We start from the raw sequence: 16,256 nt of genomic DNA, 5'->3' as shown, positions 1-16,256 counted from the left end.
GTGAACCGCAAAATCGCAATCTGGGCAAGCCTGTTGGTCGCGCTTGCCGTCCCATTGGCAGTCGCGGGTTTCAGCCCTTTACTGGCATGGCGCGACCCTGTCTACATTGCGGCTGGTTTTGCGGGGATCATCGGCCTATGTCTGCTGTTGGTTCAACCCCTGCTCGCGGCCAGAGACCTTCCTGGCCTGCCGCCAATGACCAGCAGAAACCTACATCGATGGTTGGGTATTGCGCTGATCATCGTCATTATGTTGCATGTTGGAGGGTTGTGGATCACCAGCCCGCCCGATGTTGTTGACGCGTTGTTGTTTGTCTCACCAACACCGTTTTCCACCTGGGGCGTTGTTGCCATGTGGGCCGCTTTTGGCGCCGCCGTGCTGGGCCTTTATCGAACGCGCCTAAGCCTTCGGTTTCGCATCTGGCGTCTGGGTCATACCGGGCTGGCAATTATCACCATTCTGGGCAGTGTGATCCATGCGATGCTGATCGAAGGCACGATGGGAGCCATAAGCAAGACTGCACTCTGCGTGCTGGTTGTTTTGGCGAGCGCGCGGGCGCTCGCCAAATTGCGGGTATGGGATGTGAAGCGAAAGGCTTAAACGCCCAGACACCAGCGCATCACCGCCTTTTGCGCATGCAGGCGATTTTCAGCCTCGTCGAAAATGACCGAGTTTGGTCCATCCATAACTTCGGATGTTGCTTCTTCTTCGCGATGTGCGGGCAGGCAATGCATGAACAGCGCATCGGGTTTCGCGTGGGACATCAGTTCGGCATTGACCTGATAAGGGCGAAGCAGGTTGTGGCGACGTTCTTTCGCGGATTGAGAATCATGCATGGACACCCAAGTGTCCGCCACAATGAGGTCGGCCCCTTCGACCGCCTTATATGGGTCGCGTTCAACGGCGACCTTTGAGCCCTGCTGTCGTGCAAAACCCATGAACTCTTCCTCAGGGTCGAACTGGGCGGGTCCGGTAAACGTGAAATCAAACCCGAACTGCCCGGCGGCATGCAAGAACGAGGCGCAGACATTATTGCCGTCACCCGTCCAAACCACCTTTTTGCCCTTGATGGGTCCACGATGTTCTTCGAAGGTCAGGACATCGGCCATGATCTGGCAGGGATGGGTCCGGTCGGTAAGACCGTTGATCACCGGCACGTCCGAATATTCGGCCATCTCTGTCAGAATGGTTTCGTCAAAGGTCCGGATCATGATCATATCGACATAGCGCGACAGAACACGGGCGGTGTCGGCGATGGTTTCGCCGTGACCCAGCTGCATGTCCTTCCCTGACAGAACCATGGTCTGCCCGCCCATCTGACGGACGCCAACGTCAAATGAGACGCGCGTCCGGGTCGATGGTTTTTCAAAGATCAGCGCAACCATGCAACCCTTGAGCGGTTGTTCATCATCCGGTGCGGCTTTGCCGCGGCCCAAACGGGCCTGTTTCATCGCGCTGGCCTGATCGATCATCGACCGCAGGGATGCGGTGTCAGTTTTGTGGATATCAAGAAAGTGGTTCATGATGTATCGCTTTTGGTTGTCGGCGGACGGGGGCTCTGCCCCCGAACCCCCGAGGTATTTTTGAACAGAAGAAGGGTCAGGCGCTGGCAAGTTGGCCTTCGACCTGTGCGGCGGCCTTGTCGAGGCGGATCAGGGCTTCGGCAATGTCACCCTCGCTGAGCGTCAGAGGCGGCAGCAGGCGGATCACGTTGTCGGCAGCAGGGACGGTAATGACCTGGTTGTCATAGCCCGCGTTGACGACATCGATATTGGTCACCTTACATTTCAGGCCCAGCATCAGGCCGGATCCGCGCACCTCTTCGAAGACATTCGGATGATCCGCGACAAGGCCTTCGAGCTTCTGGCGCATCAAGCCCGCTCTGCGGTTGACGCCTTCCAGGAAGGCGGGTGTTGCAACGTGATCAATAACCGCACACCCCACAGCGCAGCCCAGCGGGTTGCCCCCATATGTCGAGCCGTGAGTACCAGCAGTCATTCCGCTGGCCGCCTCTTCGGTGGCAAGCACCGCACCCAACGGGAACCCACCGCCGATGCCTTTGGCGATCATCATGATATCCGGGGTGATACCTGCCCATTCATGCGCAAACAGTTTGCCGGTGCGGCCCACGCCACATTGCACCTCGTCCAGGATCAGAAGCAGGCCATGGTCGTCGCAAATCTGGCGCAAGGTTTTGAGTTCGGCATCGGGAACGGGCCGGATACCGCCTTCGCCCTGAACCGGTTCGATCATGATTGCCGCTGTTTCTTCGGCAATCGCATTAGTTACGCCGTCCAGATCTCCGAACGTGAGATGCATGAAGCCGGGCAACAGGGGGCCAAAGCCTTTGGTCATCTTCTCGGAGCCAGCGGCAGCGATACCAGCCGAGGAGCGGCCGTGGAACGAGCCGTCGAAGGTGATGATCTCGACCTTCTCGGGATGGCCTTTGTCATGGAAATACTTGCGGGCCATTTTCACGGCCAGTTCGCAGGATTCGGTGCCCGAATTCGTGAAGAACACAGTGTCGGCGAATGTATGTTCGACCAACTTATCAGCCAAGGCCTGCTGCTGCGGGATGTTGTAGAGGTTCGAGACATGCCAGAGCGCGTGCGCTTGCTCGTTCAGCGCAGTGACTAGCGCCGGATGTGCATGACCCAGCGCGTTTACCGCGATACCCGCCCCGAGATCCAGAAAACGTCGGCCATCCGCCTCGATCAGCCAGGCGCCTTCGCCCTTCACGAAAGTCAGGGGCGCACGATTATAGGTAGGCAGAACGGACGGGATCATCGGATCATCCTTTTCAAGTAGCTTAAGCCCTGTGAGTGATACACAAGAGCCATGGTCGTCAACTGATTTGGTGGGGTTTGCGGCGTTGAGAACGGCGCACAGAGATCAAACTAAGCGGTTACGCAGAAAAGCGTCGGCGTCGGAGACGCAGGATATAGGTAAGTTTGATCATGCAGGCCGTATAGCGGCCCATAGCGGTTCTGGAAACCCATAATTTGCGTCGCGAGAGAAATACTGCTCAGCATCGCTGCGCCTTGCAGTTACGTCTTGCCATTCTTGGCGCGCTGCCTCACCGGTAGACCATGTTCGAACCCAAGGATCAGAATCCGCCGCTGGCCGCGCTGCTGATTTTCGTCGCCAGTGCCTTTATTGCTGCAACCACCTTGTTGGCCAAGGCGCTGGGAACAGAAACGCTCGGCCCGCCTCTTCACCCAATGCAAATCAGCCATGGACGATTTCTGTTTGCGTTTGTGGTGATTGTCAGCGCGGTAGGAATTCTACGCCCGCAGTTGCGGCGCCCCCATTGGGGACTTCATATTGGTCGAACAAGCTTTGGCTGGCTTGGCATCACGCTGATGTTTGCATCGGTTGCGTTCATTCCAATCGCAGATGCAACCGCAATTTCCTTCTTGAATCCGGTCTTTGCCATGGTGCTTGCAATTCCATTGCTGAAAGAGGGTGTTGGACCGTGGCGCTGGTTGGCTGCTGCCGTTTCGCTGACAGGCGCGTTGATCCTGCTGCGCCCAACCCCTGAGAGCTTTCAACCCGCGGCGTTGTTGGCCTTGGCGGCTGCGACCGTAATAGGGATGGAACTGATTTTCATCAAAAAACTCTCAGGCAAGGAAAATCCCACCCAAATCCTACTGGTGAACAACTCGATGGGATTGGCCATTGCATCCGTTGCTGTCGTCTTCGTCTGGCAAATGCCTAACCCAGCACAATGGGTTGCGCTAATTGGGATCGGTGTCTTGATGGCCTGCGCCCAGGCCTGTTTCGTGAATGGTATGGCGCGTGCGGATGCCTCATTCGTGGCGCCAGTTAGCTATGCAACACTGATCTTTGCTGCGATCTATGATTTTGCTGTGTTTCGCGTCGTTCCTGATACAGTCAGCATCATTGGGTCGTCGATCATCATTGCCGGAGCATTGATCCTGGTCTGGCGTGAAGCACGGCAGCGTCAGGCCTTGAGCCGGTAACCCTTGCGCAACATCCACCATGTCATCGTACAGACCAGCAGAGTTGCGAGGCTGCACACAATGGCCCCCAAAACGGGAGAACTGTCGGACACACCGATCATGCCATATCGCAACCCGTCGATCAGATAGAAAACCGGGTTTACATGGCTGATCGCGTTCAAAACCGGTGGCAGGGCGTCGACGGAATAGAAGGTGCCTGACAAGAACGCCAAAGGTGTGACGATGAAATTGGTGATCGCGGCCATCTGATCAAACTTGTTGGCAAAGATACCGGCAAACAGACCCAACGCGCCCATGAAAGCGCCACCAAGTAAGACAAAGACCAAAGTGACCAGCACGTTCTGTGGCGCGATAGACAGGAACACCCAAAAAGCCACTGCGACAACACAGGCGATCAACGCGCCACGCGCGACCCCGCCTGCCAGATAGCCCAGCATAATCTCAAGCGGAGACAGGGGCGGCATCAGCGTATCGACAATATTGCCCTGCACTTTGGCGATAACCATAGAAGAAGAGGTATTGGCAAAGGCGTTCTGAATCACCGTCATCATCATGATACCCGGCGCAAGAAAGGTTAGGAATGGAACACCCATTACATCTGGCCTGCTGGGACCGATGGCGATTGTGAAAATCAGCAGAAACAATCCAGCCGTCACCAGAGGGGCCAGCAGGGTTTGCGTCCATACCGCCAGAAAGCGCAGGGTTTCACGCTGCGCAAGCGTGTAAAGCCCCATCCAATTGACCGCACCAAACCGGCGCGTGCCCTGATCCACAAGATTCTGCATGTCTGCCCCATAGCTGATTCGAAGACCGCTTGTAACTCGGCCCGCAGTGATTAGAATAGGGTGCTGAAACGAATTCCCAAGGCGGCCCGAATCCGGGGCCGCTTTCCGCTTTTGAAAGGCAAATGATGTCCTGGACTGACGAGCGTGTAGAGCTGCTGAAAAAGATGTGGGGCGAGGGCCAGTCGGCCAGCCAGATCGCAAAGGAACTGGGCGGCGTAACCCGCAATGCTGTGATCGGCAAGGTACACCGTCTGGGCCTGTCGAACCGCGCAACCGGCGCAGCTCCGGCGAAATCCGAGCCTAAGGAAAAGCCAGCCCCCGCGCCCAAGGTCGAGGCCAAGCCCAAACCTGCACCCAAGACGGAGCCCGCCCGCCCCGCACCTGCCCCGGCGGCCGAGACAAAACCTGCCGTGCCCGCCCGCCGTCAGATCATCCCGGCCGGTCAGCCGTTGCCGCCGCAACCTTCGGCCAATGAAATCAGCCCCGAGGCATTGGCCAAGGTCAACGAGATTGAGAAGAAGGCCAAGAAGCTCTCGCTGATGGAACTGACCGAAAAGACCTGCAAATGGCCCGTGGGCGACCCGGCGACCGAGGATTTCTGGTTCTGCGGTCTGCCGGTTGAGCCCGGCAAACCCTATTGCGAGGCGCATGTGGGTGTGGCGTTCCAGCCCATGAGCTCGCGCCGCGACCGGCGGCGTTAAGCCAATGCGCCAGGTCTCCACAGCGTTAGAGGATACCTGGCTCACCCGCGCAAAACGCCTGTTAGCGCTGGCCGAAACCGGCCAGCATTTCACCAAAGACCCGTTTGATCGCGAACGCTATGACGAGATCGCAGCCATAGCTCGCTCCATGCTGGCTGATCTTAGCCAAGTTCCATTGACCAAGATCGAAGGATTGGCAGTCGATCACACAGGTGGCTATGCCACTCCCAGCGTCGACATTCGCGGCGCCGTCATCCGCGATGGGCACATCCTGCTGGTGCATGAGCGCAGCGATGGCAAATGGGCCCTGCCCGGCGGATTTGCAGATATCGGAAGCTCTCCTGCAGAGAATATCGAACGTGAAGTCTGGGAAGAGGCAGGCCTGCGCGTTCAGGCCCGCCATCTGTACGCGTTGCGCCACAAGGCTCGGCATCCCTATCCGCCGGATGTTCGGGATTTCTACAAACTGTTCTTCCTATGCGATGTGTTGCAAGCCCAGAACCCAAAGCCCGGCCTGGAAACCAGCGAGGCTCGGTTCTTTCCGGCGACGGCTCTGCCCGATCTCTCGTTGACTCGAAACATCGAAAACGACATCGGTGCCGCCTTTGAAGCTTCTGATGCGGACAGTCCGAGTTTACAATTCGATTAATCGCAGTACGGCCGCTGAACCGGATCGGCGCGGCTGGATTTATCGCGCCGGATAAGAGGCTTCGTCTGACATCGGGACCCAACCCGGAAGGTCCTCGGGTGACACAGACACATGCAACTGCTCGGACCGATCCCGCCCTACTTTGCGATGCTTGCGCAACAGGAATATCTTGCCCCACCCGCGCCACGTGCCAACCGAAGGCGCGCTGGCATCTGTCGGAAACCGGTCCCTCCACCCGTCTGGCAGAGGCAGCCCATGCCGCTCGGCCTTATCCAGCAACCAGATCAAAGAGATATTGCTAAGCGGTCGAGCCTGTTCGAACCCGTTCAACTGACCACCTACGTCTCCATGGCTGCCACGGAACCAGACCTGCTCAACATGGCCTTTGAAATCGGGTTTGCACTGCCAGAGCACGGGCTCATAGACCTCGCGCGTTTCATCCAGGGCCATGGCATGATAGCCGTGGCGCGTGGCCTGACCCAGATGATGGTTGTGAAACGCGTGCCTGTCTTCCGCCCAGCGCCACACCAGTGGCAGACGCAGCCCAAGCGCCTTTACCGTATCCCAGACGCCAATCATCTCGATGGCAAGGTCGTCATGGCAGAACTTTCGCCGGAAATCCCGTGCCGCCGTTCCCGAAGGGTTGCACTCATAATGCCGGTAGGCCTGTTTGATATTGCGCTCGGTCGCGTGCTCGGCCTTAAGCAGACCAATCATATCGATCACCCCGGCCAGGCTGCGCACCCCATAGGCACCACGCGAATAGCCGATGAAATAGATCCGGTCTCCCGGTTTGTACCGCGACGCCAGATATCCATAGGCCCGTCTGATTTGCCGGTTGATCCCACGCCCCATCATAACGTCCAGTGACGACTTCCAGCTCTCCCATTGAACGCCGGCCTCATAAAACACCGACACCTGACTGCCCATCTCTCTACAAAGCCGAAAAGTCTGACCCGCATGGGTTTCAAACCCCGGTTCGAGCGTAGACATGGTCCCGTCCAGAATGATGACATGGCTGATCGGCTCGCGGTGCCGCGCCTCAGCAGAATGCTCGGACCGCAATGGCCGCCCAAGCCATCCCAGAACCTTCCTGCTCAGCCGCGACAAATCCATATCTCAGCCACTCCTGTACTCTGCAAGGTTGCGCGCGCGCCTCAGCATCGCACCTCCTCTGACCCCGGTCGCAGGCGCACCAATCGCTTCTGCATCCGTATCTGCCCCCCACAACACCCACGAGCGTCAAGCTTAAGGCGCGCTAATAAATGCGGCATGGAGTTAAACTTAAGGATGGGCATCCTGCCCCTGCCGGGCAAGGCACCCAACGAAACCGTGAGCCTCTGCGCCATCATCTCGATCCTAGTCAGCCATCTGGGCATCATCATGGCCAAACCTCTCACATCATTCCGCTGCTTTAATACGACCACCATATGTCTGAAGATATTACGAAAGTTCAAAACCGTTGCAAAATCCCTGAAACCGTCGGTCAGCCGGTCACGAAACTGATAGCAATGCCGCGCCTGGCCCTGCCACATCGCCCTATGTCGACGCCGTAAGAGTGTGACCGATCCGATCACCCGTTGTCTGTGGCGTGGTTCACGGTCGCAATGACCTTCGCCGCAGGGGGAATTGGCGGCAAAGCCTTCCCCTTTTGCAAAGCTTTCGCTATTGCAGGCGCTGACCCTCAATTCGATGACGCAGGACGCATCCCATGGCGATGGAAAAGACATTCAACGCGGCCGAGGCCGAGGCCCGCATTTACGAGGCCTGGGAACAGGCCGGAGCCTTCAAGGCAGGCGCGAACAAATCGCGTGACGAAAGCTTTACCATCATGATCCCGCCGCCCAACGTGACAGGCGCTTTGCACGTGGGCCATGCGTTCAACAACACGCTGCAAGACATCCTGATCCGCTGGCACCGGATGCGTGGGTTCGACACACTATGGCAACCTGGTCAGGACCACGCGGGTATCGCCACGCAGATGCAGGTTGAAAAGATGCTGGCCGCAACGCAGCAGCCTGGTCGGCGTGAGCTGGGTCGCGAGAAATTCCTTGAGAAAGTCTGGGAGTGGAAGGGCGAATATGGCGGCACGATCATCGAGCAGTTGAAGCGCCTCGGCTCCTCCTGCGACTGGTCGCGCAATGCTTTCACCATGGCCGGTGCGGCGGGCGATCCGCGAACGGGGCATGAGAATTCGGCCAATTTCCACGATGCCGTGATCAAGGTTTTCGTCGATATGTACGAAAAGGGCCTGATTTATCGCGGCAAGCGTTTGGTCAACTGGGACCCGCATTTTGAAACTGCGATCTCGGACCTTGAGGTCGAGAATATCGAAGTCGCAGGCCATATGTGGCACTTCAAATACCCGCTGGCGGGTGGTGAGACCTATACCTATGTCGAGAAAGACGAGGACGGGAATATCGTGCTTGAGGAAGAGCGCGATTACATTTCGATCGCCACGACCCGGCCCGAAACCATGCTGGGCGACGGCGCGGTTGCCGTTCATCCCTCGGATGAGCGCTATGCGCCCATCGTCGGCAAGCTGTGCGAAATCCCGGTTGGTCCGAAAGAGCATCGCCGCCAGATCCCGATCATCACCGATGACTACCCCGATCCTGATTTCGGCTCGGGCGCGGTGAAAATCACCGGCGCGCATGACTTCAACGACAACATGGTCGCCAAGCGCGGCGGCATCCCAATGTATCGCCTGATGGACACCAAAGGCGCGATGCGGGCTGATGGCGCGCCCTACGCCGAGGCGGCGGATTTGGCGCAGGAATTCGCACGCGGCAAAGAGTTCACAGAGAACGAGATCGACGCGATCAACCTGATCCCCGACCACCTGCGCGGGCTCGACCGGTTCGAGGCGCGCGCGAAAGTGGTCGAGGAAATCACCGCCGACGGTCTGGCCGTGATGACCCGCGCCGACAACCCGGTTCTGGGCACCAAACTGGGCGAGGATGACGACCCGGCAGCACTCGTCCCGCTGGTCGAGAGCAAACCGATCATGCAGCCCTTCGGCGACCGCTCAAAAGTCGTGATCGAACCGATGTTCACCGACCAATGGTTCGTGGATGCCGAAAAGGTTGTCGGCCCCGCGCTGGATGCGGTCAAGAACGGTACGGTCAAGATCATCCCTGAATCGGGCGAGAAGACCTATTACCACTGGCTGGAAAACATCGAGCCCTGGTGCATCTCGCGCCAGCTGTGGTGGGGACATCAGATTCCGGTTTGGTATGGGCCTAAGGTTGTCGAAGGTATAATTGTACTGGATGAACTTGAGGTATTTTGCGCTCCCAACGAGGAGGATTTGCACTATCTATTGGTCGACTACTACCCAGTTGACTACGTTTTTGTTGAAGATAGGGAAGTCTACAAAAAGCACGTTAAAGCGATGCCAGCGCGCATTGAGAACGCCCAATATCGGGATGTACCAATCTACCGCGACCCCGACGTTCTCGACACGTGGTTCTCCTCCGGCCTCTGGCCCATCGGCACGCTGGGCTGGCCCGAGCAGACCGAGGAGCTGGAGCGCTACTTCCCCACGGACGTTCTGATCACCGGCTTCGACATCCTGTTCTTCTGGGTCGCCCGGATGATGATGATGCAACTGGCCGTGGTCGATCGGATCCCATTCCACACCGTCTACCTGCACCAGCTCGTTCGCGACGAGAAGGGCAAGAAGATGTCCAAGACCACCGGAAACGTCATCGACCCGCTAGAAATCGTGGACGAATTCGGCGCCGACGCGCTGCGCTTTACCAACGCCTCGATGGCGGCGATTGGCGGTGTGCTGAAGCTGTCCCGCGAACGCATCACCGGCTATCGCAACTTCGGCACCAAACTGTGGAACGCCGTCCGCTTTGCCGAGATGAACGAGGTCTTCACCGACGCCGTGCCGCAACTGGACGTGGCTGATCTGAAACCCAAAGCTGCGGTGAACCGCTGGATCATAGGCGAAACCGCCCGCGTGCGCGAGGAAGTTGACGCAGCGCTGGAAAGCTATCGCTTCAACGATGCCGCCAACGGGCTCTATGCCTTTGTCTGGGGCAAGGTCTGCGATTGGTACGTGGAACTGTCCAAACCCCTGCTGCAGGGCGACGACGCCGAGGCACAGGCCGAAACCCGCGCCACCATGCGCTGGGTTTTGGATCAGTGCATGGTCCTGCTGCACCCGATCATGCCTTTCATCACCGAAGAGCTCTGGGGCCTGACCGGCACCCGCGCCAAGATGGTTGTCCACGCCGACTGGCCGACTTACGCCGCCGCCGACCTGATCGACGCGGATGCAGATCGTGAAATGAACTGGGTGATCTCGGTGATCGAAAACACCCGCTCCGCCCGTTCGCAGATGCGCGTTCCAGCTGGCCTCTACGTGCCGATGCTGGTAACCGAAATCGACGCCAATGGACAGGCGGCATGGGACCGAAACGAGGCGCTGATCAAACGTCTTGCGCGGATCGATAGCCTGACCAAAGCCGATGAACTGCCCAAAGGCACCATTTCCATCGCCGCCCCCGGCGCCTCCTTCGGCCTGCCGCTGGCGGACATCATCGACATCGGTGCGGAAAAGGAACGGCTGGAAAAAGCCAAGGGCAAGCTGGCCAAGGAACTGGGCGGTTTGCGCGGGCGTCTGAACAACCCCAAATTCGTGGCCTCGGCCCCGGAAGAGGTTGTGGCCGAGGCCAAAGCCAACCTTGCCGCCCGCGAAGAAGAAGAGGCGAAGCTGAACGAGGCGCTTGCGCGTCTGGCCGAACTCGCCTGATCTTCATCTTTTCACAATCGCACAACTCAGAAACCCCGCCACGCGCTTTGGCGGGGTTTTCCTTTTCTCTGACGCTTTTGACCTTGTTCCCTGCAGGCTGCGATTGTTAGCAAATGCAAGTGGCAACCCCTGAGGACGCAATGACACAGCGCTTTCCCCCGATGCAGACCGTTTCAACCGGGTTGGTGGTCGCTATCGTTGGGTTCTTTAGCTCATTCCCGATTGTCTTGCAGGGGTTGGCCGCCATGGGTGCCTCACCCGCGCAGGCCGCTTCCGGCCTGATGAGCGCGGCCATCGCAATGGGGTTGGCCGCCATCATTCTCAGCACAGTCTACAAGCTGCCAATCAGCGTCGCGTGGTCCACGCCGGGGGCTGCGCTGCTGGCCGTCTCGGCCACGCCGGTGGAGGGCTACTCCGGCGCTATCGGAGCGTTCTTATGCGCCGGGGCTCTGACGGTTCTGGCCGGGCTCTGGAAACCGCTGGGACGCCTGGCGGCGGCGATCCCGACTACGCTGGCTCAGGCGATGCTCGCTGGCGTGCTTTTGCCGCTTTGTCTGGTGCCTTTCAAAGCAGTGGTGGAGATACCTTGGCAGGCCCTACCGGTGATCCTGACTTGGTTCATTGCAGGTCGTTTCAATCGACTATTCGCCGTTCCTGCCGCTGTGATCGCGGCGGCCATTGTGGTGACGTTGAATGCCGGGGACGCCCAGTTGCTGCCCGATCAACTGGTGGCCGCTCCGGTCTGGTCCACGCCTACGTTTTCAGTCGCGTCCGCAATAGGGATAGGCGTGCCGCTTTTCATCGTGACAATGGCCACTCAGAACATTCCAGGTGTCGCCGTGATCCGCAGCTTTGGCTACAAGCCAGACGCAGGACGGTTGTTCTCAGCCGTTGGGGGCGCAAGTCTGCTCTCTGCTCCCTTTGGCGCACCGGCAACCTGCCTGGCCGCAATTACCGCTGCGATGTGTTCGAACGAAGACAGTCACCCCGACCCTGCCCTGCGCTATTGGTCCGCGATCATGGGGGGCGTGATCTACTGCCTGTTCGGTATCTTTGCGGTGGCGATCACCAGTTTCGCCACACATGCAGATCCGTTGCTTATGGGTACTCTGGCCGGTGTAGCCCTGATAGGTGTAATGGCCAACTCAATGCACGCAGCACTGGACGTGCCCGCCGAGCGAGAGGCCGCCATTCTAACCCTGGCTATCACTGCCTCGGGCATCACCGTGTACGGGTTGGGGGCTGCGGTCTGGGGGCTGCTGGCAGGTGGAATCGCGTATCTTGTGTCAATCCGCGTGCGCTAGCGACTTTTACCAGCGCTTTATCGCATGTAGACTGCAAACATGTTTGGATCATTGGCAAAACTGGTGGAACACCAGATCAAGAAGGCGCAGACTGAAGGCCAGATGCAAGACCTGGAAGGCGAAGGGGCGCCTTTGCCAGATCGGTCAGGCGAGGCCCAAGGCGATCCCGCCATTGCGATCGGGCATCGGATCATGGCACAGGCCGGGGTGCTGCCAGAAGAGTTCAACATCAAGAAGGAACTGGACGCGGCACGCAAATCCTATGCTGATCTCATGGATCCGTTTGAGCGCAAATCTGCAATGGCAAAAATTGCCGACCTCGAGATGCGTTACCATATGGCACGTGACGCACGACGCGCCTTTATGCGCTAGATTTGGTCAGAAAACGCCCGACTAGATACAGAAATCGAATTTTTTGAAGGGTCTTTTGCGTTGGCAAAATCATACCCGTCCGCATGATGTATAGCGCCGAATTCCAAACCATTCTCATTGGCACGTGCACAGAAGGCCGCGACGTCATCCACATCGAACACCAATTTGATCGCGACCTGTCCTTCGCGCGCAGATTTTGCCGCAGGGTGCAAGAGAAGGCGCAACCCGGTGTTTGGAGGAACCAACTCCACAATGCGATCCCCAGCGGTTTGTTGAGCCGAGTACCCAAAATACGTTTCATAAAATCGGATCATTTCATCCATGCGTTTGGTATAGATAATGATCCGAGCTATCGTGGCGGTAGTCATTTGAATTCCGGCTTTCGACCTTGCATCTGGGCCATAACAACCTCCATCTGGTCGGGCTTTCCGATCAGGTCCACTTGCTCTGAAGATTCTGCCAACAAAACATCCTGACGGCCCCTGGATTCGGCAACCTCGATCAGCCGTTTTGCGGCCCGGATTGCTGAGGGGCTTTGGCCTGCGATGTTTTCAGCCATCGCGAGGGCCTCGGTGAGGGGATCGTCAGACAATTTTGTCACCAACCCCCAGTCCGATGCCTGAGGCGCGCCGATGGGACGGGCAGTATAGGTCAACAGACGCAGCACATCAGAGCGAACCAACCGAGGCAGCAGGACCATGCCGCCCATGTCGGGTATGATGCCCCATTTCATTTCCATCACGGCCAGTTTGGCCTCGGGATGCGCGATGCGGATATCTGCACCCATTGCGATCTGCAGCCCGCCGCCATAGGCCACGCCCTGAATGGCGCAGATCACTGGAACCGGAACGCGGCGCCAGATCAGGGCAAGCTCCTGCATCTCATTGGCGTCTTCGTGGCTGCGGGTCATCAGCCATTCGGTTGGGTCTTTATGCGCCATGCTTGCAAAACTGGCCATGTCGAGTCCGGCGCAGAAACTTTTGCCCTCGCCCGACAGGACAACAGCGCGTGCATCGGATGTGGCGACCTCTTGCCCGGCACCCAACAAGGCCTTGATCATCGCGTCGTCCAGCGCGTTCATCTTGTCGCCCCGCGTCAGGGTGACATGGGCAATGTGATTGCGGTATTCGACGGATACGCGTGCCATGATGGCCTCCCAACATTGTTTGGACCAACATGACCCAAAATGGGGGTTCAGTTCCACTGCGACGTCAGGGCAATGCAGATGCTTGCCCCGACTGTGCGCATACGTTTATCTGCGCCTATGACTGGACCACGCTACACATCGCTTGCCCAAACCCTGCCCGCAACCGTGCCGTTTGTCGGCCCTGAAACCCAGGAACGTCAGCGCGGTGCGCCGTTTTCGGCGCGCCTTGGCGCAAATGAGAACGTGTTCGGCCCCTCGCCCCGTGCGATTGAAGCCATGCGTGGGGCCGGTGCAGAGATTTGGATGTATGGTGATCCCGAAAACCACGATCTGCGAAACGCCCTGGCGGATCATCATGGGATCGCCCCCGAAAACATCGTTGTTGGCGAAGGGATCGACGGGTTGCTGGGATACCTGGCGCGCCTGATTGTCGAGCCAGGCGATACGGTTGTGACCTCGGAAGGGGCTTATCCGACCTTTAACTACCACGTCGCGGGCTATGGCGGCGTTTTGTACAAGGTGCCCTATGCTGGGGATCACGAAGACCTAAAGGCCTTGTTTGCAAAGGCAACCGAGGTTGACGCCAAGCTGGTTTATATGGCCAATCCTGATAACCCAATGGGCAGCTGGCACAGTGGCGCAGATATTGCCGCTACGATGAACGCCCTGCCTGAAGGCTGTCTGCTGGTGTTGGACGAGGCCTATGTGGAATGCGCCCCAGAAGGCACAGCAGCTCCGGTGCAAGCAGATGATCCGCGCGTCATCCGGATGCGCACATTTTCAAAGGCCTATGGCATGGCAGGCGCGCGGGTTGGCTACGCGATTGGTGCGCCCGAGTTGATTCTGGCCTTTAACAAGATACGCAATCACTTTGGCATGAACCGCGCTGCCCAAGCGGGGGCACTGGCCGCGCTAACAGATCAAGCTTGGCTGAGTGAGGTGCAAAACCGCATTGAAACCGCGCGCAGCCGCATTGGCGTGATTGCACAAGAGAACGGGCTGATCGCTTTGCCTTCGGCCACAAATTTCGTCGCAATTGATTGCGGTGAAGATGGCGATTTTGCCAAGGCGGTGTTGGCATCCCTCGTGGCGCAAGGCATCTTTGTTCGGATGCCATTTGTTGCGCCGCAGAACCGGTGTATCCGCATCAGTTGCGGTACCGAAGATGATTTAACGGCCTTTTCCAGGGCTTTGCCGATCGCGCTGCAGGCTGCGCGACCGAAAGGGTCATCCGGTTGAGGCAGGGGGCTCTGCCCCCGCCGCACTGCGCGCGCCTCCCCCGAGATATTTATGGCCAGATGAAGGGGATCAGGTCGGCTCGGCCAAGGTTGCCGCCGCGGCCTCAAGCGCACCAGCGCCGCGCGGGATGTTCAAGGCCGCCATGGCGGTCTCCACACCGCCCAACATCGCCATGACCATCTGAGCGTTTACATGACCCATATGGCCGAGGCGGAAACAGCCGTCCCAGTCCTCCATCCCCAATCCTATGCCGAGCGTCAGCCCGAGGTGGTTTTCTGTAAAGTTGCGCAGCGCTGTGCCACGCCCTTCGGTCAGGCGCAGGGCGGTGACCGCATGACTGCGAAAGGCCGGATCGGTGACATTGAAATGGAGAGCACCGCCCTCCGCCCAGACCTTGCAGGCGGCCCAGATCGCTTTGGCGAGGTGTTCGTGGCGCGCCCAAACGTTTTCGATACCTTCCGCGTGAATGAGATCAAGCGCGGCGCGCAGGCCGTAGAGGTGATGAGTCGGCGCGGTGCCGTCAAAGTATTGGTAGAACAATTCAGGATTGGCGCGCGGTTGCCAGTCCCAATAGAGCGAGACACGAGGCATTGCGGCCCGTTTTGCCTGCGCTTTGTCGTTAAAGAAGACAAAGCCCATGCCGGGCGGTGTCATCAGCCCTTTTTGGCAGGCGGTGACTGTCACATCGACGCCCCAAGCGTCCATTTCGAACCGGTCGCACCCGAGTGAGGCAATGCAATCCGCCATAAGCAGCGCCGGATGGTTCAACTCGTCCAGCAGCGCGCGCAAGGCTGGGATATCATTACGGATCGAGCTGGATGTATCCACATGGACGGCAAGAACTGCCTTGATCTCATGTGCTTGGTCGGCGCGCAGAACATCCGCAATTTGGTCAAAATCCCACGGAGAAGATGTGCCAAAATCAATCGTTTTGACCTTGGCGCCGATCCCTTCGGCCATCTCGGCCCAGCCATAGGTGAAACGACCAGAGGCCGGGGCCAGAACGGTTTCGTCGGGCGCGATCACGTTCGACAGAGCGGCCTCCCATGTGCCGTGACCATTGGCGATGTAGATGGCGACATTGTGGTTGGTGCGAGCCACCCGCTTTAGGTCCTGCGTCAGCGCAGGCATCATCTCGATCAGCTCGCCGTCGTAGATGTTGGGCGACGGGCGGTGCATGGCCTGCAGCACCGCGTCAGGCATGACCGAAGGGCCGGGAATGGCCAAATACTCGCGCCCATGTGCGAGGGAGTGTTGGTTTTTCATGAGGGCAACCTGCTTAACTTGTGGCCTACCCTAGCGTTTCGCCTT

General features: G+C 58.5%; 15 protein-coding genes. 8 read left to right on the top strand and 7 right to left on the bottom strand.

Annotated elements, in window-relative coordinates; genetic code table 11:
* Complete coding sequence (locus AC2FGE_RS00340; RefSeq protein WP_496817235.1) at window positions 1-600, top strand: ferric reductase-like transmembrane domain-containing protein; 600 nt, start codon at window positions 1-3, stop codon at window positions 598-600.
* On the opposite strand, the gene argF is transcribed toward AC2FGE_RS00340, so the two are convergent.
* Complete coding sequence (gene argF, locus AC2FGE_RS00335) at window positions 597-1,523, bottom strand: ornithine carbamoyltransferase (protein WP_496817234.1); 927 nt, start codon at window positions 1,521-1,523, stop codon at window positions 597-599. The genes AC2FGE_RS00340 and argF overlap by 4 nt on opposite strands.
* Window positions 1,524-1,599: 76 nt before the next feature.
* The gene (locus AC2FGE_RS00330) at window positions 1,600-2,787 is read right to left on the bottom strand and encodes an aspartate aminotransferase family protein (RefSeq protein WP_496817233.1); all 1,188 of its coding nucleotides are present in this window, start codon (window positions 2,785-2,787) and stop codon (window positions 1,600-1,602) included.
* 302 nt (window positions 2,788-3,089) lie between these two features.
* Here AC2FGE_RS00330 and AC2FGE_RS00325 point away from each other — a divergent pair, with 302 nt between their 5' ends.
* Window positions 3,090-3,983, top strand: a complete 894-nt coding sequence (locus AC2FGE_RS00325) for a DMT family transporter (protein ID WP_496817232.1) — start codon at window positions 3,090-3,092, stop codon at window positions 3,981-3,983.
* On the opposite strand, the gene AC2FGE_RS00320 is transcribed toward AC2FGE_RS00325, so the two are convergent.
* Window positions 3,965-4,768, bottom strand: a complete 804-nt coding sequence (locus tag AC2FGE_RS00320) for an ABC transporter permease (protein ID WP_496817231.1) — start codon at window positions 4,766-4,768, stop codon at window positions 3,965-3,967. The two genes, AC2FGE_RS00325 and AC2FGE_RS00320, sit on opposite strands and share 19 nt — an antisense overlap.
* Window positions 4,769-4,893: 125 nt before the next feature.
* Between AC2FGE_RS00320 and AC2FGE_RS00315 the strand changes: the two genes are divergently transcribed.
* Window positions 4,894-5,469 (top strand): GcrA family cell cycle regulator, encoded by a 576-nt coding sequence (locus tag AC2FGE_RS00315; protein ID WP_496817230.1) that lies wholly within the window; start codon window positions 4,894-4,896, stop codon window positions 5,467-5,469.
* A 4-nt stretch (window positions 5,470-5,473) separates the two neighbouring features.
* Window positions 5,474-6,118, top strand: a complete 645-nt coding sequence (locus AC2FGE_RS00310; protein ID WP_496817229.1) for an NUDIX hydrolase — start codon at window positions 5,474-5,476, stop codon at window positions 6,116-6,118.
* A 39-nt stretch (window positions 6,119-6,157) separates the two neighbouring features.
* On the opposite strand, the gene AC2FGE_RS00305 is transcribed toward AC2FGE_RS00310, so the two are convergent.
* Window positions 6,158-7,234 carry a T6SS phospholipase effector Tle1-like catalytic domain-containing protein gene (locus tag AC2FGE_RS00305; protein ID WP_496817228.1) on the bottom strand — a complete coding sequence of 359 codons (1,077 nt, stop codon included), beginning with the start codon at window positions 7,232-7,234 and terminating at the stop codon, window positions 6,158-6,160.
* A gap of 595 nt (window positions 7,235-7,829) precedes the next feature.
* Between AC2FGE_RS00305 and AC2FGE_RS00300 the strand changes: the two genes are divergently transcribed.
* From AC2FGE_RS00300 to AC2FGE_RS00290, 3 genes are all read left to right on the top strand, one after another.
* Window positions 7,830-10,883, top strand: a complete 3,054-nt coding sequence (locus AC2FGE_RS00300; RefSeq protein ID WP_496817227.1) for a valine--tRNA ligase — start codon at window positions 7,830-7,832, stop codon at window positions 10,881-10,883.
* Between the two features lie 140 nt (window positions 10,884-11,023).
* Window positions 11,024-12,187, top strand: coding sequence for a benzoate/H(+) symporter BenE family transporter (locus AC2FGE_RS00295; RefSeq protein WP_496817226.1), 1,164 nt, complete (start codon window positions 11,024-11,026; stop codon window positions 12,185-12,187).
* Between the two features lie 39 nt (window positions 12,188-12,226).
* Complete coding sequence (locus AC2FGE_RS00290) at window positions 12,227-12,559, top strand: DnaJ family domain-containing protein (protein WP_480546501.1); 333 nt, start codon at window positions 12,227-12,229, stop codon at window positions 12,557-12,559.
* On the opposite strand, the gene AC2FGE_RS00285 is transcribed toward AC2FGE_RS00290, so the two are convergent.
* A complete protein-coding gene (locus AC2FGE_RS00285) occupies window positions 12,556-12,927 on the bottom strand; it encodes a VOC family protein (protein ID WP_496817225.1) in 372 nt (123 codons plus the stop codon). The two genes, AC2FGE_RS00290 and AC2FGE_RS00285, sit on opposite strands and share 4 nt — an antisense overlap.
* Window positions 12,924-13,706, bottom strand: coding sequence for a crotonase/enoyl-CoA hydratase family protein (locus AC2FGE_RS00280; protein WP_496817224.1), 783 nt, complete (start codon window positions 13,704-13,706; stop codon window positions 12,924-12,926). Before AC2FGE_RS00280 ends, AC2FGE_RS00285 begins: the two co-directional genes overlap by 4 nt.
* 117 nt (window positions 13,707-13,823) lie before the next feature.
* On the opposite strand from AC2FGE_RS00280, the gene AC2FGE_RS00275 reads away from it, so the two are divergent.
* A complete protein-coding gene (locus AC2FGE_RS00275; protein WP_496817223.1) occupies window positions 13,824-14,945 on the top strand; it encodes a pyridoxal phosphate-dependent aminotransferase in 1,122 nt (373 codons plus the stop codon).
* A gap of 69 nt (window positions 14,946-15,014) precedes the next feature.
* On the opposite strand, the gene AC2FGE_RS00270 is transcribed toward AC2FGE_RS00275, so the two are convergent.
* A complete protein-coding gene (locus AC2FGE_RS00270; protein ID WP_496817222.1) occupies window positions 15,015-16,211 on the bottom strand; it encodes a pyridoxal-phosphate-dependent aminotransferase family protein in 1,197 nt (398 codons plus the stop codon).
* Between the last annotated feature and the right edge of the window lie 45 nt (window positions 16,212-16,256).

This window comes from Ruegeria sp. YTSA075 (assembly GCF_059610245.1).
The sequence above is the reverse complement of the archived record's forward strand: the minus strand, read 5'-3'. Positions and strand labels throughout refer to the sequence as shown.